The organism is Haloferax mucosum ATCC BAA-1512 (assembly GCF_000337815.1).
In the GTDB taxonomy this organism is placed as follows: Archaea; Halobacteriota; Halobacteria; order Halobacteriales; family Haloferacaceae; genus Haloferax; species Haloferax mucosum.
The window spans coordinates 189,850-211,180 of the sequence record NZ_AOLN01000018.1 but is presented as its reverse complement, the minus strand read 5'-3'; the positions used below and the strand labels follow the sequence as shown (position 1 = coordinate 211,180).

Genomic DNA, 21,331 nt, shown 5'->3' with positions numbered 1-21,331 from the left:
GAGAATCACCCCCCACGCTGAGCAGGCGACCGACTACACTCTGAAGTCCACGGTAATCGTGGTCTCTCTGACGATGACGTGCTCAGCAGTACAGGTAGCTTCACCGGTTCCCGTATCGTAGGACCAGTCGTTCTGGTCTCGGAAGTACTGTGCCCACGCGTCTGGTGTGTCGCCCTGTGGCGCGACAGTCACCGTCTCGTCTGTCGTCGATGCCAGCAGGTCGTTCGACTGTCGTCGCGTGAGTACGCGAACGGTATCCCCGGAGATACTGGACGACGACGTGGACGTGATGCTCACGAGAGAGACGACGGCAACGTCGTCACGGCACGTGAAATCCGGCGGCGCGAGTATCACGCCGTCGTCGCCCGACCGTCGGACGACCGCACCGCTTTCGTAGGTCAGTTTCGTGTCCGTACTCCGGAAGAACAACGTCCCGCTCGCGTTCCACGTCTCGCCGTTGACGGTGGCTGTGACCGTCTCCGCCGGCGTCACGCCGAACGTTCCGCCGCTCGTTCCGACGTCTGCACTTTGCGTCTCGGCCCGGCCGGACTCGATAGCATCGACGTCAGCCGCGAGCACCTCGAACGCGAGCGCCCCGTTGTCGGCCTGTTCGGCGGACTGGAGGTCCGAAAGCGTGGCGTAGCCGAGCGTCGAGACGAGACCGACCGAAGTCGTAACGAGCGCGAACACGAGGACGAACGAAACGACCTCGCTCACGCCGCGTTCGGACCTCATGGCGTCACCTCGACGCGGGTGATGAAGTTTGTCCCGTCGTGTTCGTACCGGACGGTGATGACGACCGTCTCGCCGGACATATCGACGTCGCCGCCGCCGTCGGCGAATTCGTTGAAGTACAGGGTGAGGTCGTCGCCGGTATCGACTCGGAGCGAGCCTTCGGAATCGTCGTCTTCGCGCGCTTCGAGGTCAACGATAACCCCGGCGCGCGGGATGGATTTACCCCCGCCGTAGTCCAACTGACGGTCCCGCCCGCTCGCGGTCGCGTACACTTCGACACCTTCGGGTGCTGGTTCGAACAGGCCGTCGGTCAGCACGTCAACGTCGTCGCTCGTGTTCACTTGGATTTGCTTGACGGACACGCTGTCGCCGAAGTCGTTCGTGAAGCTCAATTCCACACCGGCGTCGGTTCCGTCGGCGTCGAGGTCGGTCGTGGTCGCGTCGCCATTGTACACGAGTCCGGTCACCTTCACCGGTTTCTCGATGCTGTCGCTTCGTCCGTCCTCGTCACTCACCGTGAGGTTAGCCGTGTGGACGCCGGGCGTCGCAAACGTGTGTGAGACGCTCACGCCGGAACTCGGCGCGCCGCCGTCGAACGTCCAGTCGTAGTCGCTCAGCGTGGTTCCGAGTCCCTCCGAGACGGTCGCATCGAACGCGACCGATTCACCCGGCACCGGCGCGGTCGGCTCGAAGGCGAACCCGGCTATCGGTCGTGGTTGTTCCGCCGGTTCTTGGGCCACGACCGAACGCGTCACGTCCGATCCGATGCCGATATTCGGTGCCACTTTGACGCTGGTGCGGCGGTCTCGTGGGGGAGCGTCGCCGGTCCCCGGTTCGACCGATAGCAGAAACTGCCCCGGAGCGCGTTCTTCGAGGCTGACCGGAGAGCGATTCATCACGGGAACGACCACGGCGTCGTCGCTCGATGCCGCCCGAAGCGACAGACAAGCGTCCGGATTCACCGCAACGTCCGAACACACCGAACCGGTGTCGAGAGAGACGGTGTATGATTCACCGCCGACACGCCGCGAGAGGCGCAGTTCGAGCGAGACGGCGCTTCCCGTCTCGGCGACCGAATCGAGACTCGTGATACCGGCGGCGATTCGGTCCCCGATAGTCCGAAGCTCCTGTTTGGCCGCACGCTCCTGTTCGTTTTCGAGCGCGCCGCTCGCGCTCACCACGAGCCCGCTTATCAGGACCGTGACGATGGCAATTGCGAGGACGTGCGTAATCGCCGAGGAAATCGCCCGCGTATCCCGTCGGAACATCAGACGCCACCTCCGTAGACGCTCACGTTTTGTGTGTCCTGATATGACACACGCGCCCGGTCGTACTGCGTCTCGACGTGCGCGACCCACACCGCGTCTGAGCGACAGGGAACGTCTCGCCCGCTCGCACCGGTGCAGTCGGGTGCGGAAACTCCCGTTCCGGTTCCGTTGACGACGAGTTCGTACCGAAGACTCGCGTCGTTCTCGTCTTCGAACGTCACGTCGTAGGGGCCGACGAGTTCGTCACGAAACGACGGAAACTCGCAGTCATCACCGAACGCCGTCCCCGCGACGAGGTCGATGAGAACCCGGTCACCGGTCTGTTCGCACGTCACTGCGGGTTGCGAAACGTCGCCACTCACGGTGACGTTGAGACCGGGACCGTGACTGTTCCGCTCGATGTCGTACGTCACGGTTTCGGTCTGGTTTTCGACGCTGACGGTGAACCCGTCCGTCTCAGACGCGTTCACGTTGAGTGTGAACCACCCGACTGCCCGCCCCGCGACGTTCGCGCTCGTCGTCGAACCGCCGTCCGAACGCTGGACGACGCGGCTCCCAAGCGTGCTGTTCGTCTCGTCGTACGTGACGTTCACCGCCACGGGCGACGACGCACCGTAGGAGGAGGCGAGAATAGGTCCGTAGTTCGATTGGATGTTAGTTCGCGCCGCATCGTGTGCGTCGGGCAACCCGCCGCCTCCGTAGACGGTCGCGTGGTTGACTCGCACGAGCAGGTTCGCCGTCGTCTCGCGGACCTCGTAACTGAACTGTTCGGCACCGCTCGCGGCGATGTCGGCGTCGCCGCCGGTCCGCTGTTCGGTGAAGATGACGCCGTTGAACACGACGGAAAACGAGACGATGAAGACCGCGACGGTGATAGCGGCGACGAGCAACAACTGCGCGCGCTCGTCTCTCACCATACGGTCAATCGCACCTCCACGACGTTGTACACCGGCCCGTCAGCGACGTTCGGAATTGGATAGTATCCGTTGTTCGCGCCAGTGTCACTGGCGCTGTAGGTCCGCAGTTCGGTTATCGGGGCTTGGTCGCCCGTGAGGGTCATATTATCGTACAGCGTCAGCCGATAGCTCGCTGTGACCGCGGTCTGTCCCGGCGGCCCGCGCCAGACGATTCGTTCTCTCACTGGCGGCTTGTCCGAAGTCGTATTCCGAGCCACCATGACGACGTTGTACGAGCGGCCCTGTTCGCCGAAGACGGTGACGAGCAGTCCACCGAGTTCCCCCGGAACGTCCTTGCCGTTTCCGTAGCCCGCCGTTCGGCTGTCGGCACCGACGAACAACGCTCGGTCCGGGTTCCAGTGTCGGACGGTCCACGAGAGGTCGCGCGAGTCGGCGTTCGACGCCGCCAACAACACGTCCTGTGCCTGCTGGCGGAGTTGCGTCTGCGTCTCGGCATCGACGGTCCCCCCGGTTGACGGTGAGAGAACGAGCGATTGATGCGCGAACAGAAGCGCCGTGAGGAGGAACGCCGAGGCGACGAAGCCTTCGAGCGTGAACGCCTGCCCGCGAGTGCGGTCGGTCACCAGACGCGCACCTCCAGACGGTACGTTTCGGCGTCGGCTCTGACGAGTCGCGTCGCCCGAGCGGCGGGTTGTCCGGCGTACTGCTCGCCACCGCGGAGTTCGATGCCGGACTCGGAGAGCGCGACGATAGAATCGTTCTCGTTCCGAACCGTGACGTTGAGTCGGGCGCTGGTCGGGAGTGATAACCGCGTCCGAAGTTCGTCACCGGTCGGCGTCGGTCCGAAGAACGTCGCGGCCGCGTCCCGGTCCAGTTCGTTGCCGTAGCCGTCGATGGTGATATTCGTGTGGACTGCGGTCCCGACGCGACCCGCTTGCGCCGATTCCGATGCCGTCGGTCCCGCTTCGAACGGCGTGAGCACGCTCGGCAGGAACGCGAAGAGAAACGCGACCGTGAGCAAGAAGACGCTCACGCCGACGGCGAAGTCCTGCGTGGTCTGGCCGCGGGTCGTCATCCGACCACCGTCCACACGCCGAGTGCGAGCGTCTGCAGGATGACGACGAACTTGACTCCCGCGAGGAGGTCGGCGTTGCGGATGTAGCCGCTGATGAACCCTGAGAGCATCGCCTGAATGGTGACGCCGTGGAAAAACAGGAGCGAAAGCAGGTCCGGGTCGATGCCGCCGCCGAAGTCGGGGCCGCCGGTCGCCGCACTGCTCGACCCCGACCCCGACGCCTGCGCCGTGAGACCGGCCATCACGTCGAGGAATTGCGTCTTGAGAATTGCCATGACGGCCAGCAGTGTGATGTAGGTCATGAGGATGATGGCGACCTGCATCCGGGTCCGCGAGATGCGCTCGCGCTCGATGTCGTCTTGATTTTCGGACGCTTGAGCCGCCGTCGTGAGAACTTCCGTAATCTGGCTCGACGCCTCCTGTGCCTTCGTAATGAGCTTGACAGTCCGGGCGAGACGCGGAATGTGGTATTTGTTGTTGAACTCGACGAGCGCCTCCTTGAGGCTCATTCCGTAGTGGACCTTTGCGTACATCACGTCGAACTCGTCTGCGAGTTTGCCGGACGACGTGTCTGAGACGGTCTTGATGGATTCGAGGAGCGTCTGTCCGGTGTCGTTCGCGCTCGACAGTTTTCGGAGGTTGTCGGAGAGTTTCCCCGTGATTGCAGACCGAGAGTGGACGTTCCACTCGTGGAAGGCCGTCAGGGGGACCGCAATCAGGTAGACCGGGACGTAAAACCAGATGAACGTCCCCCAGACGGGCCGGGCAATCATGCCGTCCCACGTCGTTGGGGCCGCCCCGCCGACGACGCCAATAGCGAGGAGAACGAGGGCCGCGGGCACCGTCAGCGCGAGCGTGAAAAGCGGGTGACGCTTGAAAAACAGGTGCGGCTTGCGCAACAGCGCCTTCGTCTTGAACGTCCCTTCTCGGGATTTGATGCGCGAAAACAGGCTGAAATCGCCGACGTACGACTCGACGAGACCCATGTGGACGAGTCCTTCGTGCTGTTGGCCGTGGAGACGGTCGCTTTCGTCTTCGGGGCTGAGAAAGCCGTCGCCCGTCTCGTCTTGTTTGACCGTCGAGACGAGGACGAGAAAGCCGACACCGGTGAGCGGAATGAGACCGTAGACGGTCGCATAGAGGAGTTCCTGTTGTGCCTTTCCGAGCATGCTCATGATGACGAGAATGATGATGAGCAACAGCGGAAACAGCGACAGCGTCATGTACATCTCGCCGAACAGCTCCATCGTTTCGAGCGTCTGTTCTTGCTGTTGTTTGGCCGTTCGAAGGTGTTTGTCCTTCTTGTCGTCGAGAAAGCCCTGCATGTCGCCGCCCGAGTTGACGATAGAGAGCATGTCGGTGAGGAACTGCGCGAGTTCGTCCGACGGCGTCAACATCGCCTGTTGTTGGATGGCGTTTCGGTAGTCGGTGCCGAAGTACTCCGTCTCTTGGACGATGCTCTGGAACTCCCGCGCCACCTCGCCGTAGGTGTCTTCGGCCCGCGCCATCGCCTCCAGAATCTCCAGTTGGTTCAACCCGCCCACGGACAGCGCATACATAAACGAGATGGAATCCGACAGGAGCATGTTGATTTCGCGCTTGCGGGCCGACGCTTTCGAGTACGGCACCGCGACGAGCGTCCCAAAGCCCGCGCCGAAGCCAATCGACCCGAAGACGATTCCGGAGACGACGACGGCGGCGGGCATCGCTAACGACCGAAGGAGGCTCGCCATCGACTCGCTTGCGACCGGAATCCCGAGGCTCAGCGAGTCGGCCGAGAGAATGCCGAGCGCGAAGATGCCGTAGCCGACGAGCATACCGACGAGCCACAGCACGAGACCGACGAGCACGCCGATAGCGAGCGCCCGCGAGAGGTAGAGTTCGACGGTGTTTGGCATCCGCGCCTGCTGGAGTTTCGTTTCGATGTCGGCGACGAACTCGCCGTCTGCGTCGAACAGGAGTTGGAACAGCGGATAGAAGGCGTCACCGAGCGTGTCGGTGTCGCGGTCGAGTCCACTGGAAGTGTCTGAGTCGATGTTGCTCATCTACTCGTCCTCGTCGGTTTCGGTCGGCCGCTCGCTTCCGTTTCCGGTTGCTCCCGCTTCGTCAGCAGTCGCGGTCTCCTCACTAGTAGCCGCGGTCTCCTCACCAGCAGTCGAAGCACCCTCGTTGGTCTGTTCGGTGTCTTTCCGGCCGTCTGCTCGCCGTGAATCAGTTTCGGCGGTTTCGAACCCGCCCCACTGCTCGTCGGTCGTGTCCGAGTCGTCGGACACAGCCGACGCGTCGGGAGTCGAGTCGTCAGTCGCATCGGGCGCGTCCGACGCCGACTGGGCGCGACCCGCGTCCCCACTCGCTGATTCGCCGAGACCGAACGCGCCAAAGAAGTCGTCTAAATCGGCATCGTCGTCGTTCGGGTCGGGAACCGACGGCGCGTTGCCGTCGAAATCGAAGTGGTCGGCGGCATCGTCGTCCGCTTCCTGAATCGCCTGCCAGAGGTCGTTGCGGGCGTCTTCGACCGCATCCTCGGCGTCAGTGTCCGTTCCGGATTCGAGCGCCGGCGTCTCGTCTTCGCTGTCGAGCGACGACGGCCCGTCTTCGCCTTCGATTTCGGGCGTTTCGTCGCCCGTGTCGAGTTCAGAGCGGTCGGTGCTAGCGTCGAGTTCGGAGTCTGTCGTCGCCGCGTCGAGCGCGTCAAGTTCGTCGTGGTCGTCGTGTTCGGCTTCGACGTCGGGGTCGGGGCGCATGTGTCCGAGCGCGTCCGCAACGTCGCCCACGTCGCGGTCGCGGTAGTCGGGGAAGAGTTCTGACTCCGCCCGGCTGAGAATCTGCCGTGCGAGCGTTCTGACGTGTTCCGGTGGCTCCGGTCGCGGGACCATCGCCTCGCTTTCGGCGTCGATGTCGATGTGGACCGACTCCATCTCGCGGAGGTCTTCCAGACTGCGTTCGAGGTCGTCGGTCGCCATCAGGCCGATGATGGTGGCTTGGTCGTTGATGAACGCCTGAAACGTCGCCGCGACCTGCGTGTACGTGTTGAGACCGCGGTCGATGAGGTACGCGAGGATGACCTGTCGCTTGAATATCTCCAGTTCGAGCGTCTCTTGGTTCCACCCGCGGTCGAACTTTATCTCTTCGAGTGTGTTCGACGACCCCATCTGGAGGAATTCGTCGGTCTCCGCTTGCCACTGATAGACGTCCTGAACGTTGATTTCGTCGTTCTCGGGGTCGTAGTGGTTGATTTCGGTGAGCGACTTGTTCCGCCGTACTTTGTTGCCACCGACCCGCGTCGAAGTCTGGATGGACACGAGGTCGAGGGCGGTGAACATCGTCTTCGAGACGTTGATTGGCGCGGTCGTAAACCGCTTGAGCACCTCGCCCACGGAGTCGGCGTGGAACGTCGTGTAGGTGGTGTGGCCAGTTGACATGACCTGAAAGAGCGTCCGGCCTTCTTCGCCGCGAATCTCGCCCATGACGATGTAGTCCGGACGCTGTCGAAGCGCGGCTTCGAGCAGGTCGAACTCGTCTACGTCACCTTTGTCGTCGTCTGCGAACGACGGCCGCGTGACGGAGGCAATCCAGTTCCGTTGGGGGAGTTCGACCTCGCGGGTGTCTTCGATGGAGACGATTTTCGTGTTCGAGGGGATGAAAAGCGAGACCGCGTTGAGCGACGTCGTCTTCCCGGACGCCGTGCCGCCCGCGAAGATGAGACTCTTGTCGTTTTCGATACAGAGCCAGAGAAACGCCATCTCTTCGAGCGAGAAGGTAGCCCAGTTGATGAGGTCGATTGGCGTGAACGGCACGTCCTTGAACTGCCGGATAGTGTAGTTGGTTCCGTGGTCCGACACCTCGCGGCCGAGCGTGAGTTGCGCGCGCGACCCGTCGGGGAGCGTGGCGTCCACTTGCGGTCGCCGCTTCGAAATTCCTTTTCCGGAGCGTTGGGCGAGTTTGACGACGAAATCGTCGAGTTCCTGCTCACCGTGGTAGACGTTCGAGATGATCTGCTCGTAGTCGGAGTGGTAGACGAACACCGGTGAGTTGTAGCCGTCACAGGAGATGTCCTCGACGTTGATGTCGTGTTTGATGCCGTCGATGCGCTCGTAGCCGATAAAATCGCGCCGGAGGAAGTACTGTAGCTTCCGGACCTGATAGTCGTTCAGCCCGTCGGCGTCGTCCGCGAGGACCGCCGGTTCCGGACGGGCCGCGATGCCGTCGATTCCGCCGAGAGGGTCGTCGTCTCTCGTATACGTCCGTTTCCCGCCGAAGACGCCGTCCAGTCCGAGACGAGCGGCGATTCCAGCGAATCGGTTGCTCGACGCGTCCGTCGCCGCCGACTTGGCCGAGTCACCGCCGAACAGTCCGTCTAACCCGAGTCGGGAAGTGAGACCCGACGCGTCGGACTGGTCGTCGCTTTTCGCACTCGACGCACTCGTCTCGGGCGCGTCGTAGAGGTCGTACCGAGACAGTAGGTCGTACGTCTGTGCCTCGATGACCTTGCTGCGACTGTCCGACCCCCCTTCGACGACGCTGTCGTCGTCGTATTTGATCGCCGTCCGAAGCTTGCTCGTCAGGAACTCCGTCAGGTCGTCTTCGATTCGATTTAGGTGCGGTTCGACGACGTAGTACTTCGTTTCGTTTTCTTTGACCGAATGAAAGAGGATGACGAACGCGTAGGGTTTGTTGACCCAGTAGCGCTCGATTTCGCGGAAATGCGTCTTTTTCTCGATCGGAACCGCCTTTTCGAGGTCGTAGCGGTTCACCAGCGTCGTCGTCCCGTCCGCGCTCGAAAAGAACGCGTCTTCGTCGAGGTCGGAGCTGACATCGACGGTTCGCGTTTCGATGACTGCGTCGAGTTCGTCTGCCCGCTGTCCACCGCGTGCGAGCGCGTTCTCGATGTACTCGGGGTCGAAGCCGAGCGCGTCTTCGGCGTCGAAACGGACGAGTTCGTCGTCCTCGTCGCGCGGGCGAGAGCCGTCGTCTTCGTAGTAATACTCGCGTTTGTAATGTTCCCACAGCCACTCGTCTTTGACGACCGGCGTCGTCTCGGGGTCGCAAAACGCTTCGAACTGCCCGTGGATATCGACCGCGTGTGCGCCGCGTTTGCCGACGAAATCCGCGACATCGACGGGGTGGAAATCGAGATACGTCTCGGGGTCGAGACCCACGTCGTCCCAATCGCTCCGAGTCGGCGTGGGAATCTCGCGCTCCTCGTCGTCTTCCCATCGGGACGTTCCCGGTGCGTCACTGCGAACCCGCGGGTCGAAGCCGTAGAGAGCCTCGATATCGCCGTCAGTTCCGTATTCGTCGAGGAAATCGGCCCACGAGTACGCACCGACACGAGCGTTCGACGCCTGTTCCGGAGCGGTGTTACCATCCGCCGGTGGTTCGGTTTCACCGGCTAACGCCTTGTGGTCTGCTCCGTCGGCGTCTTCGGTTGCCATTGTCCTCCGGGTATTCGGGCCGATGGAAAAGTCTTTTTCTCAGCCAATTCACAGTTTAAAAACTGTTTAAGTATTGTTTTTATAGGTATTTATTAGCTAGCAAACAGGTATGTTACGCTCCCTCACTGCTTAATGGTGGATTTAGTGAACGGACCCCGACGTTTCGCGGCGCTGATGGGACCGTCTTTTTCTATCGTTGTACGGCCCGGAGTTGATACTAGTTCGATTACCGTTCGTGCAGTGCAGGACGGTGAGAGATGGCGGGCGAAGCAAGGGGCGCAGGACCCTCCGCACCGGGATAGTGATTGGACGGTCATGACGGGAATACGCGCCGTGTGCCGCATACCGTAATGGAGTTCACGGGGTTCGAACCAGACCGAGACTCGCTTCGCTCGTCACGATAACGGGCGTGACGGGATTCCCGCGAACGCAGTGAGTGGGAGTCCGCCGCGAGAGCTGAACGAACGCACGTGAGAGAAGCGAGCGCGGCGGGATTCGAACCTCGGTCGCTCACTCCGTTCGCTCCCTGATTCGAATCCCGTACGGTTTGCTCTTGGTCTCACTTCGTTCGCCACAAGAACGGGCGTGACGGGATTCGAACCCGCGATCGAGAGGTTAGGAACCTCTCGCCCTGTCCACTAGGCCACACGCCCTGCGGACGCCTCTCTTTGGGGATACCCAAAAATCGCGTGGTTCGACCCTGTTTGGGCCGGAAGAGAGAATCGAGGAAAGAGCTGCGATTACGCCTCTGTCTCGGTGGACGTCGCCGTCTCGGTGGACGTTGTCGTCTCCGAGGACGTGTCGGCCGTCGTATCCTCGTCGCCGGCTTCCATATCCTTCAGTTCTTCTTCGATTTCGTTGCGTCCACGCTGGAACTCGCCCATGGCCTGCCCGGTGGAGCGAGCAAGTTTCGGTATCTTGTTCGCGCCGAACAGCAGGACGAGCACGAGGAGGACGATGAGCAGCTCCGGCCCGCCCGGGAGCCCCGGGAACAGGGGGGTAATGGTCTCGAACATCGCTGTTTCTGCCTTACCCAGTGTTAATTATAGGCTTTTTGCCTTCTACGGCCTCAGGAATGACAGAATATCGGCGCGACGGATATCTCGAAAACGCACGAATCGGCCGGCAAACGGACCAACAACCTACGAATACCTTGTGGCCGAGTGGTCGAATCCGGCGGTGTTGAATGTCACTCAGCCTGACTGACGCGGTGTGCTGGGAGTGCGCGCGTCGTGACTGTCACCTAACGCAGAGATAATGATGCTCCGTGCGTACCACAAGACATGGTATCTGTTGGCGACAGCGCACCCGATTTCACCGCCCCGAAGACTGACATCGACGGCGACATCGAGTCGTTCACGCTCTCCGAACACCTCGACGAAGCGCCCATCGTCCTCGCGTTCTTCCCCGCGGCGTTCACCGGCACGTGTACGACCGAGATGTGTACGTTCCGCGACCAGATGGCGAATTTCGAGGGCGTCGGCGCGACGGTCTACGGCATCAGCATCGACACGCCGTTTACCCTCTCTGCGTTCGCCGAAACGAACGGTCTCAACTTCGGTCTCATTAGCGACACGAACCGCGAACTCATCGACGCCTACGACGTGTCGATGGACTTCGCCGACCTCGGTGTCAACCGTCTCGCCAAGCGGTCGGTCTTCGTCGTAGACGCCGACGGCGAAATCACCTACGCGTGGGTCAGCGACAACCCCGGCGTCGAACCCGACTACGACGCCGTCGAGGCGGCGGCCGAAACGCTCGAAGAGACGACCGAAGCCGCGTAACTGTCTCCAAAAGTTGTAACTCCGCGACCAGTTTCGCCCTAGTGTTTTTTATCCGCTAAGGAAGCCATCTGTCGCATGAGTGATTCTGAAGAGGCCCTCAACGGCGGCCGAGTCTACGACCCCGACGCGGACCACGCGTTCCCCGACGAGAAACTCAACGAGGTTCTTCCCGCGTTACTCGACGACGAGGAAGTAGAGACGCTTCTCGAAGCGCAGAACGTGAACGCGGTGACGCGCAAGGGCTACAACGACCACGGGCCGAAGCACATCGAAATCGTCCTCAACCGCGCACTCAGGCTCTACGATCTCCTCAAAGACGGTGGCTGTGTGTTCAACGGCGCGGCCGACCAGGGTCTCGACGAGGCCGACGAAGCGGTCATCATCGCGCTCGCGGCGCAGTTACACGACATCGGCCACATCGTCCACCGCGACAACCACGCGTACTACTCGATTCCGCTCGCCTCCGACGTGCTCGACCGATTCCTCTCGGAGTTTTACGACCTCGCCGACGCGGTTCGAATCAAGGCCGAAGTCCTCCACGCGATTCTCTGTCACCACCGCGAGGAAGACCCACTGACGCTCGAAGCGGGCGTTATCCGCGTCGCCGACGCACTCGACATGGAGCGCGGGCGGTCGCGTATCCCCTACGAGAAAGGCGGTCGCGGCATCAACACGCTCTCCAGTCGCGCCATCAGGAACGTCACGTTGAAACCGGGCGAGGAATCCGCCGTCCTCGTGGAAATCGAGATGGTCAACGCCGCGGGCGTCTATCAGGTCGATAACCTGCTGAAAGCGAAGCTACAGGGGTCGGGACTCGAAGACCACGTGCGAATCGTCGCAGTCAACACGAAGTCGGAAGACCGTCTGGTCGAGCGCATCGAACTTTAGTAAAGTCGGTGACCGCGACGCCCGAGGGGGCGGCCCCCTCGAACTCCGGGGTTCTTCAGTCGTTCGATTGCGCGAGTTGTTCGACGCCGGAGACGGACAGTTCGCCGCTGAGCGCGCGGTTCGGGTAGGGGAAGTCGATTCCCTCCTCGTCGAAGCGCGCTTTCACCGCCGTCACGTACTCGCCGCGAGTCTTGACGAAGTCGGCGCGGCTGGGGTCCGTAATCCAGATGCGCGACTTGAGGACGACAGCCGAGTCGCCGAGTTCGGTCAGCCGAACGGACGGTTCGGGGTCGGCCATGATGCCGTCGTGGGCGTCGGCCTCTTCGAGGATGATATCTGTCGCCCGCTCGATGTCGTCGTCGTATCCGATACCGAACGGGACCTGCAGGCGAAGCTTGTCCTTTGCGACGGGATTCTTGATGACGCCGTTCGTGAGTTGCGAGTTCGGCACGGTGAGCAGTTCGTTGTCGAACGTCCGGACTCGCGTCACGCGAAACGAGATGTCCTCGACGACGCCGGAGTTGCCGTCCCATTCGATCCAGTCGTCGATGCGGAACGGACGGTCGGTGAAGATGAAGATGCCCGCGACGAAGTTGGCGATAACGTCTTGCATCGCAAAGCCGATTGCGAGCGTCGCCGCCGCGCCAATCGTCGCAATCGACTGGAGGAAGTTCCCGAGCCCGGCGAAGCCGAATCCAGCCCCGAGTGCGACGAAGGCCGTGACGAGCGTCACGATTTTCATCAGGGGCTTTTTCGCGTGCGTGTCGGCTCCGCGTCGGTCGAGCATGCGACTGACGATGGACGACAGCACGGCCTTGCCGACGATGTAGACGACGGCGAAGCCGATACCGAAGCCGAGAATCGTGCCGAGCAACTGCGCGTACGGGATGTTCTGCGTTGCGAGGAACCGACCGATTGCGCCGCCGTCGCCCTGTAACTGGAGCGGGAGCGCGAGGGTGTTCATCTGTGGAAGACTGCGGTCTTGCCGCGGGTCTCTATCAAGTCCGCGTTCACTCGTTCGGCGAGGTCGGCCGCGGCCTCGTCAATCGTCGTGCCGCCGAGTGACGCGCGAAGGAACTTCGCTTTCACGAGGTTCCGGTCGGCTAGTTGGTCGTTCAGTTCGCCGACGACCGCTTCGATACCACTCTTACCCACCCAGACGGTCACGTCGAGGTCGTGTGCTTCCTTCCGCAGGTCCTGTTTGTTCATGTGTGGCCTCCACTATGTGCGAGAGGGCTTCAATAGTAAGGCTTTGGCGGCCGTTTGGGGGTGAATCACACGCGACGTGCCGGCGAACCCGAAGCAATGACAGCGTTTTTCGACCTGACGAGGTGCGACACAGGTTAGTACGGGTAGCGTTTGGTCGCGCCACAGTCGCACCTGACGACGACGTGACCGCCGGCGCGCGTCCGAATGCGAGCGTTGACGCCCGGGCGAAGATACGCGTCGCACTCGTCACAGGCGAACCGGCGGAATTCCTTCGGAAGCCCGCACCGGTTCCGCTCTGCGACCCGTCGCGCGAGACGAACGTACTCACGAGCGCGTTCGTGGTCCCGATTGCTCGCCGCTTCGCGGGCGAGTTCGTGGAGTCTGTCGATGCGCTCTTCCGCGATGCTCATACACCTTGGGGTGCGCGGCCCGAACAAAGACGTTCCGAACCGCAGTCGTCGGAACCAGAAGCCGGTAGGGTCAAATCCCACCCGAGAAAACGGGCGACTGTGCGCGTCCTGAACTATCTCGAGTTCTCCTCGCAACTCGAACGGAGTGGCATCGGAACCGCCACCGACCAACAGCGAGCGGCCCTCGCTACGACCGACGTGGAGGTCGTCACGTCCCCGTGGCCCGAGCCGTCCGTCTCGGGTGCCGCCGAACTCCTGCGAGGAGACGGCGTGTTCCGCGACTACGACGTGGCCCACTGCAACCTCATCGGCCCGGGTTCCGTCGCCGTCGCCCGACACGCCAAACGAAACGATATCCCGCTCGTACTCCACTCGCACGTCACGCGCGAAGACTTCGCCGAGAGCTTCCGCGGTTCGACCGCCGTCGCGCCCTTCCTCGGCAAGTATCTCAGGTGGTTCTACTCGCAGGCCGACGTGGTTCTTTGCCCCTCGAAGTACACGAAGGGCATCCTCGAATCCTATCCGGTAGACGCCCCGATTCGGCCCATCTCGAACGGCGTCGATGCTGAGGCACTGGCTGGCTTCGAGGACCTCCGCGACGAGTACCGCGAGAAGTACGACCTCGACGGCATGGTCGTGTTCGCAGTCGGAAACGTCTTCGAGCGGAAGGGACTCACCACGTTTTGTAACGTCGCAACCGAGACCGCCCACGACTTCGCGTGGTTCGGTCCCTACGACACCGGCCCGCACGCCTCGAAGACGGTCAAACACTGGGTCAACAACCCTCCGAAGAACGTCACCTTCACCGGCTGGATAGACGATATCCGCGGCGCGTTCGGTGCCGGTGACGTGTATCTCTTCCCGACGAAAAACGAGAATCAGGGCATCGCGGTGCTCGAAGCGATGGCATGTGGAAAGGCGGTCGTCGTCCGCGATATCCCCGTGTTCGAGGAGTTCTACACTCACGGCCACGACTGCTTGAAGTGCGAGACCGACGAGGAGTTCCGCCGCGCAATCGAACTACTCGACCGCGACCCCGACCTCCGCCGTCGGCTCGGCGAAAACGCGAAAGAGACGGCCGCCGAACACGACCTCGCCCGCGTCGGCGACAGGCTCGTTGAGACCTACGAGGACGCGCTCGACGGGTCGCTCGACGACTGAACGCCGATTTCTCGCGGCCGGTTCGAGTCTTTTGCTGACACACCACACGCTGGCACGAAGTCACAACGGTTTATCCCATCCGGGTCACACGACCGGGCATGCAGTCGGTCGCCGCGTTCACCGACACGTACCTACCGACCGTCAACGGCGTCACCTACACGATACAGACGTGGCGCGAGCGATGGCAACGTCGCGGTGGCCGCATGGACGTCATCTTCCCCGACGACGACACGTACGACCCCGAAGCAGGTGAGTACGCCGTCAGAAGCCTTCCGTTCCCGTTCTACGAGGGATTGCGAATCGGTGCGCCGCGGATACCGAAGGCCGTCGAGAGCGCAGATATCGTCCACGCACACACGCCGTTCGGGCTCGGATTGGCGGGGCTTCGACTCGCCCGCCGCCGCAACCTCCCGCTAGTTGCGACTTACCACACGCCGACCGCGGAGTACGCCGAGTATCTCAGCTCTGTCGGCGCTATCGAACGCGGCGTCGAGCGAACCGCAGCGCGCTACGAGCGCTGGTTCTTCGACCGCGCCGACGCGGTCATCGTCCCGAGCGAAGACGCTAAACGCCGCCTCACCGACGAAGTTGGCGTCGATGCCGACATCGCCGTCCTCTCGAACGGCATCGACACGGAGCAGTTCGCGCCGGTCGAAGGCGACGCGTTCCGTCGGCGACACGGTCTCGGCGACGGGCCAATTATCGGCTACACCGGTCGCCACGGCTACGAAAAGCACCTCGACGAACTCGTTCGCGCCGCGGCGGACCTCGACGTGACGCTCGTCTTCGGCGGCGACGGACCCGCCCGCGACCAGTTAGAGCGACTCGCCGACACCCTCGGTGTTGACGCCCGCTTCCTCGGGTTCTTGGACCGCGAGGACCTCCCGGCGTTCTACTCGATGCTCGACGTGTTCTGTTTCCCGAGTCCGGTCGAGACACAGGGACTCGTCGCGCTGGAAGCCAACGCCTGCGGTACCCCGGTCGTCGGCGTCAACGAGGGCGCATTAGAGGATACCGTCGCTGACGGCATGACGGGGTACCACTACGAATCAGGCGATTTGGAGGGCTTTCGCCACGGCATCCGGCGCGCCCTCACCGAGCACGACGACCTCAGCGAGAACTGTCTCGCCCGGCGCGACGAGGTGAGCGTCGAACACTCGGTCGATAAACTCGCGGCGCTCTACGACCGGGTTATGGCGCGATAAAACAAACGCGGACTGCGGCGCGAACTCAGTCGCGGTCTTCGAGCGCGTCGGCGATGCGGCGCAGTTCGCGGTTCACGTCACGAACTTCGTCGCGGAGTTGTCGGACCTCTCGGACGAGTTGTTCGTCACTGCCGCTTCCCTGTTCTGGGTCTCGTGGGCTTCCGCCCATGCCGCCGGGACCGCCACCCATGCCACCGGCACCGCCGGGGCCGCCGCCGCCCATCATGCCGCTCATCATCTGCGCGAAGGGGTTGCCGCCGCCACCCATGCCGCCGGGACCGCCGCCGCCCATCATCTCTTCGGGACTCGGGCGGTCGCCCTCTTCGCGCTCTTTTTCGCGCCGCTTGCGAATCTCTTCGACGCGCTCGCGGAACGATTTTTCTTCGTCGCCGTCGCCGCCTTCGTCCGGTGCCTGCGTCTCGTCTGTGTGTTCGTCGTCAGCCATGGTCGCGGATTAGCCGTCCACCCGGAAAGTGCTGACGGTCTTCAAAGTGTGTCAGACTGCTGTCTTTATTCGGACGGCACTGGTGGCTCATCCGAACGCGCCGAGACTCGACTGGAGGTCGCGGTCGGTCCCGCCGCGTTCGAGTTCGTGTCCCACGAGGTCGCGCATATCGACCGCGTAGGTCGTTCCGCGGTGGTCGAGGACGAGGACGCGTCCTTTCACGCCGCGAATCGTCCCCGTGGCGATGGTTTCGGCGACCGGACTCTCCGAGAGGACGAGTCCGTACTCGAACGAAAACGTCTCTATCGGGTCGAAGTCGCCCACGAGCGAGGCCCACGCATCGGCGTCAACGTCGCGTCCGAAGCCCGAAACCTTCGCCGGCACGCGGATGCGGTCCGAGATGTCGGTTGCGAGTTCGGCTTCGTACTCGCGGGCGATGCGGCCGTCGGAGAGCGTTCGGATGTGTGCCGCGCGGTCAGCACCCTGCTCTCGGAGCCGTGTTTCGAGTCGCCAGTGGCGCGTGACGCCGACTTTGAACGTGGCCGGTGCGAAGGCGGCGAGGTAAACCGCGTGGTCCTCGTAGCAGTCCATCTCGTCTTTCAGACACGACCCGGTGCACTTCGCACAGACCCACGTGCTCCGGTGGTCCGGGCAGTACGGCGCGCCGTCGTTGTCACACGGGATGTGGCGGTCGTCGTGGATGGACCCCGCACAGTGACGGTCGCCGAGGCGGTATTCGAGTTCGGTTCCGGGGTCGAGTGCGACCGAGTCGATGCCGTCGCTCGTGCTCACGAACAGCGCTGGCGTTCCGGTATCGTAGCCGACGACCTGCACGAACCGGGATACGCCGTCGCGGTAGAAAGGTGGCTCGTTCCCGGGCGGTTCTCGACGGTTCTCGGGCGAGCCAGACCGGGGTTACTCGTACTCCGCTCGCAGTTCGTCGGAGAGTTCTTCGGCGGCCCGCCGGACGGCGTCGTCGCTCGAATTGTCCGGTTCCCAGCCGAGTGCGGACAGTTTCTCGATGGAGAGACGCATCTTCGGAACGTCACCGGTCCAGCCACGGTCACCGCCGGTATACTCGTAGTCGGGGTCGAGTCCCATCACGTCGGAGACGATGTTAGCGATGGTCGTCACCGACGTGGTCGTCCGGGTGCCGAGGTTGTAGACGTTGAAGTCGCGGTCGGCGTGTTCGACCACGTGGCACATCGCGTCGATACAGTTCTCGACGTGGAGATAGGATTTCTCTTGTCGGCCGTCGCCGAGGATTTCGAGCGTCTCGGGGTCTTCGAGCAGTTTCTCGATGAAGTCGGGGATGACGTTCCCGCGCTGTTTCGGGCCGACGATGTTTGCAAAGCGGTACATGTAGACGGTGAAATCGTAGGAGTGTGCGAACGTCGAGAGCAGGCCCTCGTCGGCGAGTTTCGAAGAGCCGTAGATGCTGATAGGTTCGAGGGGGGCGTAGTCTTCGGGCGTCGGGCGCGGGGCCTCGCCGTAGACCGTCGAAGAGGAGGTAAAGGCGATGTTCGTCACGCCGACATCTTGCATCCGTTCGAGGACGTTGTACGTCATCTCGGTGTTCTCCTCGAACAACTGGCGCGGGTTACTGTAGTTCGTGTCCGTGTAGGCCGCGAAGTGGAACACGATGTCGAGGTCTTCGGTGACGGCCTCGGCGACTTCGTCGGGGTCTGTCATGTCCGCTCGGACGAATTCGACGCCGTCGGGGACGCGCTCGCGGGTACCTTTCGAGAGGTCGTCCGCGACGACGACGTGGTTGTCCTCGGCGAGACGGGCCGCGAGATGAGAGCCAACGAGACCTGCGCCCCCGGTCACGAGGACGCGCTTGTCGGAGAGTTCCAACGACATAGCTCAGATGATTCGACCGAGTGGTAAGTCCGTTTCCCTCCGTTGGAACGTCATTCGAGGCGTGACCGCTCACAAATCGTGGTCACTCCGGCCACGAGACATCGGTCAGCTCCTCGCTTAGGCTCCATAGCTCACGGACGAGTCGGTCGTCCGTCGCGGCCGCCGACGGCTCGACGGGTTTGCAGTCCGAGAAGTACCGCCCGTTTACGTCCGCGGCGTCAGGGGATGCGGCGAGATAGACGAGCGTCTCCGCGGCCGTCGCCGAGGTGTCTACGAACCCGCTGACGAGTCGGTGCGGAAGTCGCGCGAGCACGCCGACGCCGAGACGGACGGGAACCGACGCGTCGCGCCAGAGACCGCTGGATGGGACGAAGCCGGGGTGACAGCAGTTCGCCGTCGGGCCGTCGAGTCGGCGCGCAAGCCCGATGGTGAAAAGCGCGTTTGCTAACTTCGACTGGGCGTAGGCGTCAAGCCCGTCGTAGCCGTCGAGAGTCGTCACGTCGAAGGTCCCGTCGGCGCGGCGGTGGACCGCCGACGAGACGGTGACGACGCGACCGTCGTCGGAAAGCAGGTTGCGGAGGTCGTGGGTGAGGACGAACGGCGCGAGGTGGTTGACGGCGAACGTCTTTTCGACGCCGTCGTCGGTCAGTTGCCCGTCCGAAAAGTGCGCGCCGGCGTTGTTGACGAGCACGTCGAGGCGGTCGGTTCGCGCGCGTATCTCGTCAGCGAGGCGGCGGACGGTGTCGGTCTCCGCGAGGTCTGCGCGGAAGAAGACCGCGTTACCGCTCGTGTCGTCGATGGCGCTGGCGGTGCGGCGGCCGGCGTCTCGGTCCCGGCCGTGGACGAAGACGGTCGCACCGAGTCTCCCGAGTGCGAGGGCCGTTTCGCGGCCGACGCCAGACGTGGCTCCCGTGACGAGTGCGGTCCGCTCCGACAGGTCGATGTCGGCGACACCGGCACCGACTTCCGGGTGATAACTCATGGTTCGTGTTGGGGAGCCGTCGAGCATAAAGTTCGGCTGTGTGACGATTTTGGTCGCGTTCGCGGTGACCGCGTTCCGAAAGCACCACCTTCCCCCGTCGTCTTCGAAGAGGCATGCAAGACGAACCCGAAGTCGCCGTCCTCCGGTACGGGCACCGGCCGGGACGCGACGACCGGATGACGACACACGTCGGGTTGACGGCCCGCGCGCTCGGTGCCGACCGGGTTATCCTCCCGGACAACGCCGGGCACTCGATGGACACGGTCGAAGACATTACGGGTCGCTTCGGCGGCCCTTTCTCGGTCGAACTCACGGCGGGACTCAACGGTGTTATCCGCAACTGGGAGGGCGCAGTCGTCCACCTCACGATGTACGGCGAGCGAGTACAGGACGTGCAAGCGGACATCCGAGAGGCGCACACCGAAGCGCCACTGCTCGTCGTCGTCGGTGGGGAGAAAGTCCCCTTCGAAGTGTACGACGAGGCGGACTGGAACGTCGGCGTGACGAACCAACCGCACTCGGAAGTCGCCGGACTCGCGGTTTTTCTCGACCGCCTGTTCGACGGCCGCGAACTCGACCGCGAGTGGGAAGACGCCGAGAACCGCGTCGTCCCGATGGCCACGGGCAAGAAAGTCGTTCCTGCCGACGAGGAGTAATCGCAACAGTCAGCGCGCCCGCGGGCGGTTCTCCGTTACGCGGGAGTGATAAGACTTAATGGCGTTCCTGACGCCAATTCGCACAATGGCTTTTGAGGAGTTACTGAACGACCCTGTTATCCAGAAGTACCTCCACGAGTTGGTCGGACCAACCGGGATGCCGGTCGCCGCGGCCCCCCCGGACGGCGAGGTCACTGACGAGGAACTCGCCGAGGAGTTGCGACTCGAACTCAACGACGTTCGCCGCGCGCTCTTTATCCTCTACGAGAACGACCTCGCGTCGTACCGTCGCGTCCGCGACGAGGATTCTGGCTGGCTCACGTATCTCTGGACGTTCCACTACGAGAATATCCCGGACAATCTCGAAGAGGAGATGTATCGACTGCTCGAAGCGCTCGAAGAGCGCCTCGACTACGAGCGAAACCATGAGTTCTATCTCTCTGAACCCGCCGGCATCCGGTTCGAGTTCTCCGAGGCGATGGAACTCGGCTTCCAGTGCCCCGAGACCGGCGCGCCACTCGAACCGATGGACAACGCCGACCTCGTCGAGGCGATGGAGAAACGAATCGAAGAGCTTCGAGACGAACTGAACGTCGAAGTGACGGGTACCAACTAAATGGTCGTTCTCGCAACGAAGTGCTACATCGACGGCGACGCCCGCGAACGCGCTCTCGACAGTCTCACGTCGCTCGTCGCAAACGATATCGGCGACCTCGACGTCGAGTACAACATCGGCGTCCGCGACGACGACTTCATCTCCGTGACCATCACGGGTGACGACGAAACCGTCGCACGCAACGTGCTCCGCGAGCAGTGGGGCGAAGTGACACCGCACCTCTCCGCGGGCGAAACCTACGTCGGCACGCTCGAACACTGGGACGACGACGGCTTCGTCCTCGACGCCGGACAGGAGATTCGCATCCCGACCGACGAACTCGGTCTAGGCCGCGGGTCCGCGACGCAGATTCGAGACCGCTTCGGTCTCGTCCAGCACATGCCGCTTCGCTTCGTCTACGGTGGCGACGACGAACCGTCGCGGTTGGCGGAGGACGAAATCGACAACCTCTACGAGTGGACTCGCGGAAGCGGCCGCGTCAACGTCAACAGCGCGACCCGCGGCGAGGTTCGTGCGACCGTGAACCGTGCGGGCCACGCGAACGACATCGTGACGGTCGAGCGACTCGGCCTGCTCGAACAGAGTATCGTCTGTCGAGACGAAACCGACTCGCCGGGACTTCTTGCGAGCATCGGGTCGTACCTGCCGGCGGAACTCAAGTGCGTCATCGGCCAGTAAGACG

Annotated in this window: 22 protein-coding genes and 1 tRNA gene; 7 read left to right on the top strand and 16 right to left on the bottom strand. The window is 62.9% G+C overall.

The features are described from left to right. Window positions 1-33: 33 nt before the first annotated feature. From C440_RS13720 to C440_RS13680, 9 genes are all read right to left on the bottom strand, one after another. A complete protein-coding gene (locus C440_RS13720) occupies window positions 34-735 on the bottom strand; it encodes a DUF7289 family protein (RefSeq protein ID WP_008321165.1) in 702 nt (233 codons plus the stop codon). Beyond that, the gene (locus C440_RS13715) at window positions 732-2,003 is read right to left on the bottom strand and encodes a PKD domain-containing protein (RefSeq protein WP_008321164.1); all 1,272 of its coding nucleotides are present in this window, start codon (window positions 2,001-2,003) and stop codon (window positions 732-734) included. Before C440_RS13715 ends, C440_RS13720 begins: the two co-directional genes overlap by 4 nt. After that, window positions 2,003-2,920 carry a hypothetical protein gene (locus C440_RS13710; protein ID WP_049915871.1) on the bottom strand — a complete coding sequence of 306 codons (918 nt, stop codon included), beginning with the start codon at window positions 2,918-2,920 and terminating at the stop codon, window positions 2,003-2,005. The genes C440_RS13715 and C440_RS13710 overlap by 1 nt, the downstream gene beginning before the upstream one ends. Continuing rightward, entirely contained in the window at window positions 2,914-3,543 is a 630-nt protein-coding gene (locus tag C440_RS13705) for a DUF7288 family protein (RefSeq protein WP_008321163.1), read from the bottom strand. The genes C440_RS13710 and C440_RS13705 overlap by 7 nt, the downstream gene beginning before the upstream one ends. Continuing rightward, window positions 3,540-3,995, bottom strand: coding sequence for a DUF7287 family protein (locus C440_RS13700; protein WP_008321161.1), 456 nt, complete (start codon window positions 3,993-3,995; stop codon window positions 3,540-3,542). Before C440_RS13700 ends, C440_RS13705 begins: the two co-directional genes overlap by 4 nt. Further along, window positions 3,992-6,040: a type II secretion system F family protein gene (locus C440_RS13695; RefSeq protein WP_008321160.1), complete on the bottom strand. Its 2,049-nt coding sequence runs from the start codon at window positions 6,038-6,040 to the stop codon at window positions 3,992-3,994. Before C440_RS13695 ends, C440_RS13700 begins: the two co-directional genes overlap by 4 nt. Further along, complete coding sequence (locus tag C440_RS13690; RefSeq protein WP_008321158.1) at window positions 6,041-9,430, bottom strand: ATPase, T2SS/T4P/T4SS family; 3,390 nt, start codon at window positions 9,428-9,430, stop codon at window positions 6,041-6,043. 580 nt (window positions 9,431-10,010) lie between these two features. Beyond that, window positions 10,011-10,083, bottom strand: a tRNA-Arg gene (locus C440_RS13685). 87 nt (window positions 10,084-10,170) lie between these two features. Next, window positions 10,171-10,446 (bottom strand): Sec-independent protein translocase subunit TatA/TatB, encoded by a 276-nt coding sequence (locus tag C440_RS13680; protein ID WP_008321157.1) that lies wholly within the window; start codon window positions 10,444-10,446, stop codon window positions 10,171-10,173. Window positions 10,447-10,713: 267 nt separating this feature from the next. Here C440_RS13680 and C440_RS13675 point away from each other — a divergent pair, with 267 nt between their 5' ends. Beyond that, window positions 10,714-11,214 (top strand): redoxin domain-containing protein, encoded by a 501-nt coding sequence (locus C440_RS13675; RefSeq protein WP_008321156.1) that lies wholly within the window; start codon window positions 10,714-10,716, stop codon window positions 11,212-11,214. 75 nt (window positions 11,215-11,289) lie between these two features. Further along, on the top strand, window positions 11,290-12,102 hold the full coding sequence (locus C440_RS13670; protein WP_008321155.1) for an HD domain-containing protein: 813 nt from the start codon (window positions 11,290-11,292) through the stop codon (window positions 12,100-12,102). Between the two features lie 55 nt (window positions 12,103-12,157). On the opposite strand, the gene C440_RS13665 is transcribed toward C440_RS13670, so the two are convergent. The 3 genes from C440_RS13665 to C440_RS13655 all read right to left on the bottom strand — a co-directional run bounded on the left by C440_RS13665 (window position 12,158) and on the right by C440_RS13655 (window position 13,721). Further along, window positions 12,158-13,066: a mechanosensitive ion channel family protein gene (locus tag C440_RS13665; RefSeq protein ID WP_008321154.1), complete on the bottom strand. Its 909-nt coding sequence runs from the start codon at window positions 13,064-13,066 to the stop codon at window positions 12,158-12,160. Beyond that, entirely contained in the window at window positions 13,063-13,311 is a 249-nt protein-coding gene (locus C440_RS13660; RefSeq protein WP_008321153.1) for a YhbY family RNA-binding protein, read from the bottom strand. Before C440_RS13660 ends, C440_RS13665 begins: the two co-directional genes overlap by 4 nt. Before the next feature lie 134 nt (window positions 13,312-13,445). Continuing rightward, window positions 13,446-13,721, bottom strand: a complete 276-nt coding sequence (locus tag C440_RS13655) for a ribonuclease P protein component 4 (RefSeq protein ID WP_008321152.1) — start codon at window positions 13,719-13,721, stop codon at window positions 13,446-13,448. A gap of 99 nt (window positions 13,722-13,820) precedes the next feature. Between C440_RS13655 and C440_RS13650 the strand changes: the two genes are divergently transcribed. Further along, window positions 13,821-14,882, top strand: a complete 1,062-nt coding sequence (locus C440_RS13650) for a glycosyltransferase family 4 protein (protein ID WP_008321151.1) — start codon at window positions 13,821-13,823, stop codon at window positions 14,880-14,882. 98 nt (window positions 14,883-14,980) lie between these two features. Then, a complete protein-coding gene (locus C440_RS13645) occupies window positions 14,981-16,087 on the top strand; it encodes a glycosyltransferase family 4 protein (protein WP_008321150.1) in 1,107 nt (368 codons plus the stop codon). A 25-nt stretch (window positions 16,088-16,112) separates the two neighbouring features. Here the strand turns inward: C440_RS13645 and C440_RS13640 are convergent, their stop codons facing one another. The 4 genes from C440_RS13640 to C440_RS13625 form a co-directional block, all read right to left on the bottom strand. Then, window positions 16,113-16,532 carry a hypothetical protein gene (locus tag C440_RS13640; RefSeq protein WP_008321149.1) on the bottom strand — a complete coding sequence of 140 codons (420 nt, stop codon included), beginning with the start codon at window positions 16,530-16,532 and terminating at the stop codon, window positions 16,113-16,115. An 87-nt stretch (window positions 16,533-16,619) separates the two neighbouring features. Further along, complete coding sequence (locus C440_RS13635; RefSeq protein ID WP_008321148.1) at window positions 16,620-17,366, bottom strand: DUF2797 domain-containing protein; 747 nt, start codon at window positions 17,364-17,366, stop codon at window positions 16,620-16,622. Window positions 17,367-17,447: 81 nt separating this feature from the next. Continuing rightward, a complete protein-coding gene (locus C440_RS13630) occupies window positions 17,448-18,395 on the bottom strand; it encodes an NAD-dependent epimerase/dehydratase family protein (protein ID WP_008321147.1) in 948 nt (315 codons plus the stop codon). 82 nt (window positions 18,396-18,477) lie between these two features. After that, on the bottom strand, window positions 18,478-19,377 hold the full coding sequence (locus tag C440_RS13625; RefSeq protein WP_152417881.1) for an SDR family oxidoreductase: 900 nt from the start codon (window positions 19,375-19,377) through the stop codon (window positions 18,478-18,480). Between the two features lie 113 nt (window positions 19,378-19,490). Here C440_RS13625 and C440_RS13620 point away from each other — a divergent pair, with 113 nt between their 5' ends. The 3 genes from C440_RS13620 to C440_RS13610 all read left to right on the top strand — a co-directional run bounded on the left by C440_RS13620 (window position 19,491) and on the right by C440_RS13610 (window position 21,327). Next, window positions 19,491-20,033 (top strand): tRNA (cytidine(56)-2'-O)-methyltransferase, encoded by a 543-nt coding sequence (locus C440_RS13620; RefSeq protein WP_008321144.1) that lies wholly within the window; start codon window positions 19,491-19,493, stop codon window positions 20,031-20,033. Window positions 20,034-20,118: 85 nt separating this feature from the next. Further along, complete coding sequence (locus tag C440_RS13615; RefSeq protein ID WP_008321143.1) at window positions 20,119-20,649, top strand: transcription factor TFIIE subunit alpha; 531 nt, start codon at window positions 20,119-20,121, stop codon at window positions 20,647-20,649. Further along, window positions 20,650-21,327 carry a DUF2110 family protein gene (locus tag C440_RS13610; protein ID WP_008321142.1) on the top strand — a complete coding sequence of 226 codons (678 nt, stop codon included), beginning with the start codon at window positions 20,650-20,652 and terminating at the stop codon, window positions 21,325-21,327. Window positions 21,328-21,331: the final 4 nt, after the last annotated feature.

Excerpts from the sequence above, each read along its gene's own strand:
- C440_RS13720 (WP_008321165.1), bottom strand. The coding sequence starts at position 735 with ATGAGGTCCGAACGCGGCGTGAGCGAGGTCGTTTCGTTCGTCCTCGTG.
- C440_RS13715 (WP_008321164.1), bottom strand. The coding sequence starts at position 2,003 with ATGTTCCGACGGGATACGCGGGCGATTTCCTCGGCGATTACGCACGTC.
- C440_RS13710 (WP_049915871.1), bottom strand. The coding sequence starts at position 2,920 with ATGGTGAGAGACGAGCGCGCGCAGTTGTTGCTCGTCGCCGCTATCACC.
- C440_RS13700 (WP_008321161.1), bottom strand. The coding sequence starts at position 3,995 with ATGACGACCCGCGGCCAGACCACGCAGGACTTCGCCGTCGGCGTGAGC.
- C440_RS13695 (WP_008321160.1), bottom strand. The coding sequence starts at position 6,040 with ATGAGCAACATCGACTCAGACACTTCCAGTGGACTCGACCGCGACACC.
- C440_RS13690 (WP_008321158.1), bottom strand. The coding sequence starts at position 9,430 with ATGGCAACCGAAGACGCCGACGGAGCAGACCACAAGGCGTTAGCCGGT.
- C440_RS13680 (WP_008321157.1), bottom strand. The coding sequence starts at position 10,446 with ATGTTCGAGACCATTACCCCCCTGTTCCCGGGGCTCCCGGGCGGGCCG.
- C440_RS13675 (WP_008321156.1), top strand. The coding sequence starts at position 10,714 with ATGGTATCTGTTGGCGACAGCGCACCCGATTTCACCGCCCCGAAGACT.
- C440_RS13670 (WP_008321155.1), top strand. The coding sequence starts at position 11,290 with ATGAGTGATTCTGAAGAGGCCCTCAACGGCGGCCGAGTCTACGACCCC.
- C440_RS13665 (WP_008321154.1), bottom strand. The coding sequence starts at position 13,066 with ATGAACACCCTCGCGCTCCCGCTCCAGTTACAGGGCGACGGCGGCGCA.
- C440_RS13660 (WP_008321153.1), bottom strand. The coding sequence starts at position 13,311 with ATGAACAAACAGGACCTGCGGAAGGAAGCACACGACCTCGACGTGACC.
- C440_RS13655 (WP_008321152.1), bottom strand. The coding sequence starts at position 13,721 with ATGAGCATCGCGGAAGAGCGCATCGACAGACTCCACGAACTCGCCCGC.
- C440_RS13645 (WP_008321150.1), top strand. The coding sequence starts at position 14,981 with ATGCAGTCGGTCGCCGCGTTCACCGACACGTACCTACCGACCGTCAAC.
- C440_RS13640 (WP_008321149.1), bottom strand. The coding sequence starts at position 16,532 with ATGGCTGACGACGAACACACAGACGAGACGCAGGCACCGGACGAAGGC.
- C440_RS13630 (WP_008321147.1), bottom strand. The coding sequence starts at position 18,395 with ATGTCGTTGGAACTCTCCGACAAGCGCGTCCTCGTGACCGGGGGCGCA.
- C440_RS13625 (WP_152417881.1), bottom strand. The coding sequence starts at position 19,377 with ATGAGTTATCACCCGGAAGTCGGTGCCGGTGTCGCCGACATCGACCTG.
- C440_RS13620 (WP_008321144.1), top strand. The coding sequence starts at position 19,491 with ATGCAAGACGAACCCGAAGTCGCCGTCCTCCGGTACGGGCACCGGCCG.
- C440_RS13615 (WP_008321143.1), top strand. The coding sequence starts at position 20,119 with ATGGCTTTTGAGGAGTTACTGAACGACCCTGTTATCCAGAAGTACCTC.
- C440_RS13610 (WP_008321142.1), top strand. The coding sequence starts at position 20,650 with ATGGTCGTTCTCGCAACGAAGTGCTACATCGACGGCGACGCCCGCGAA.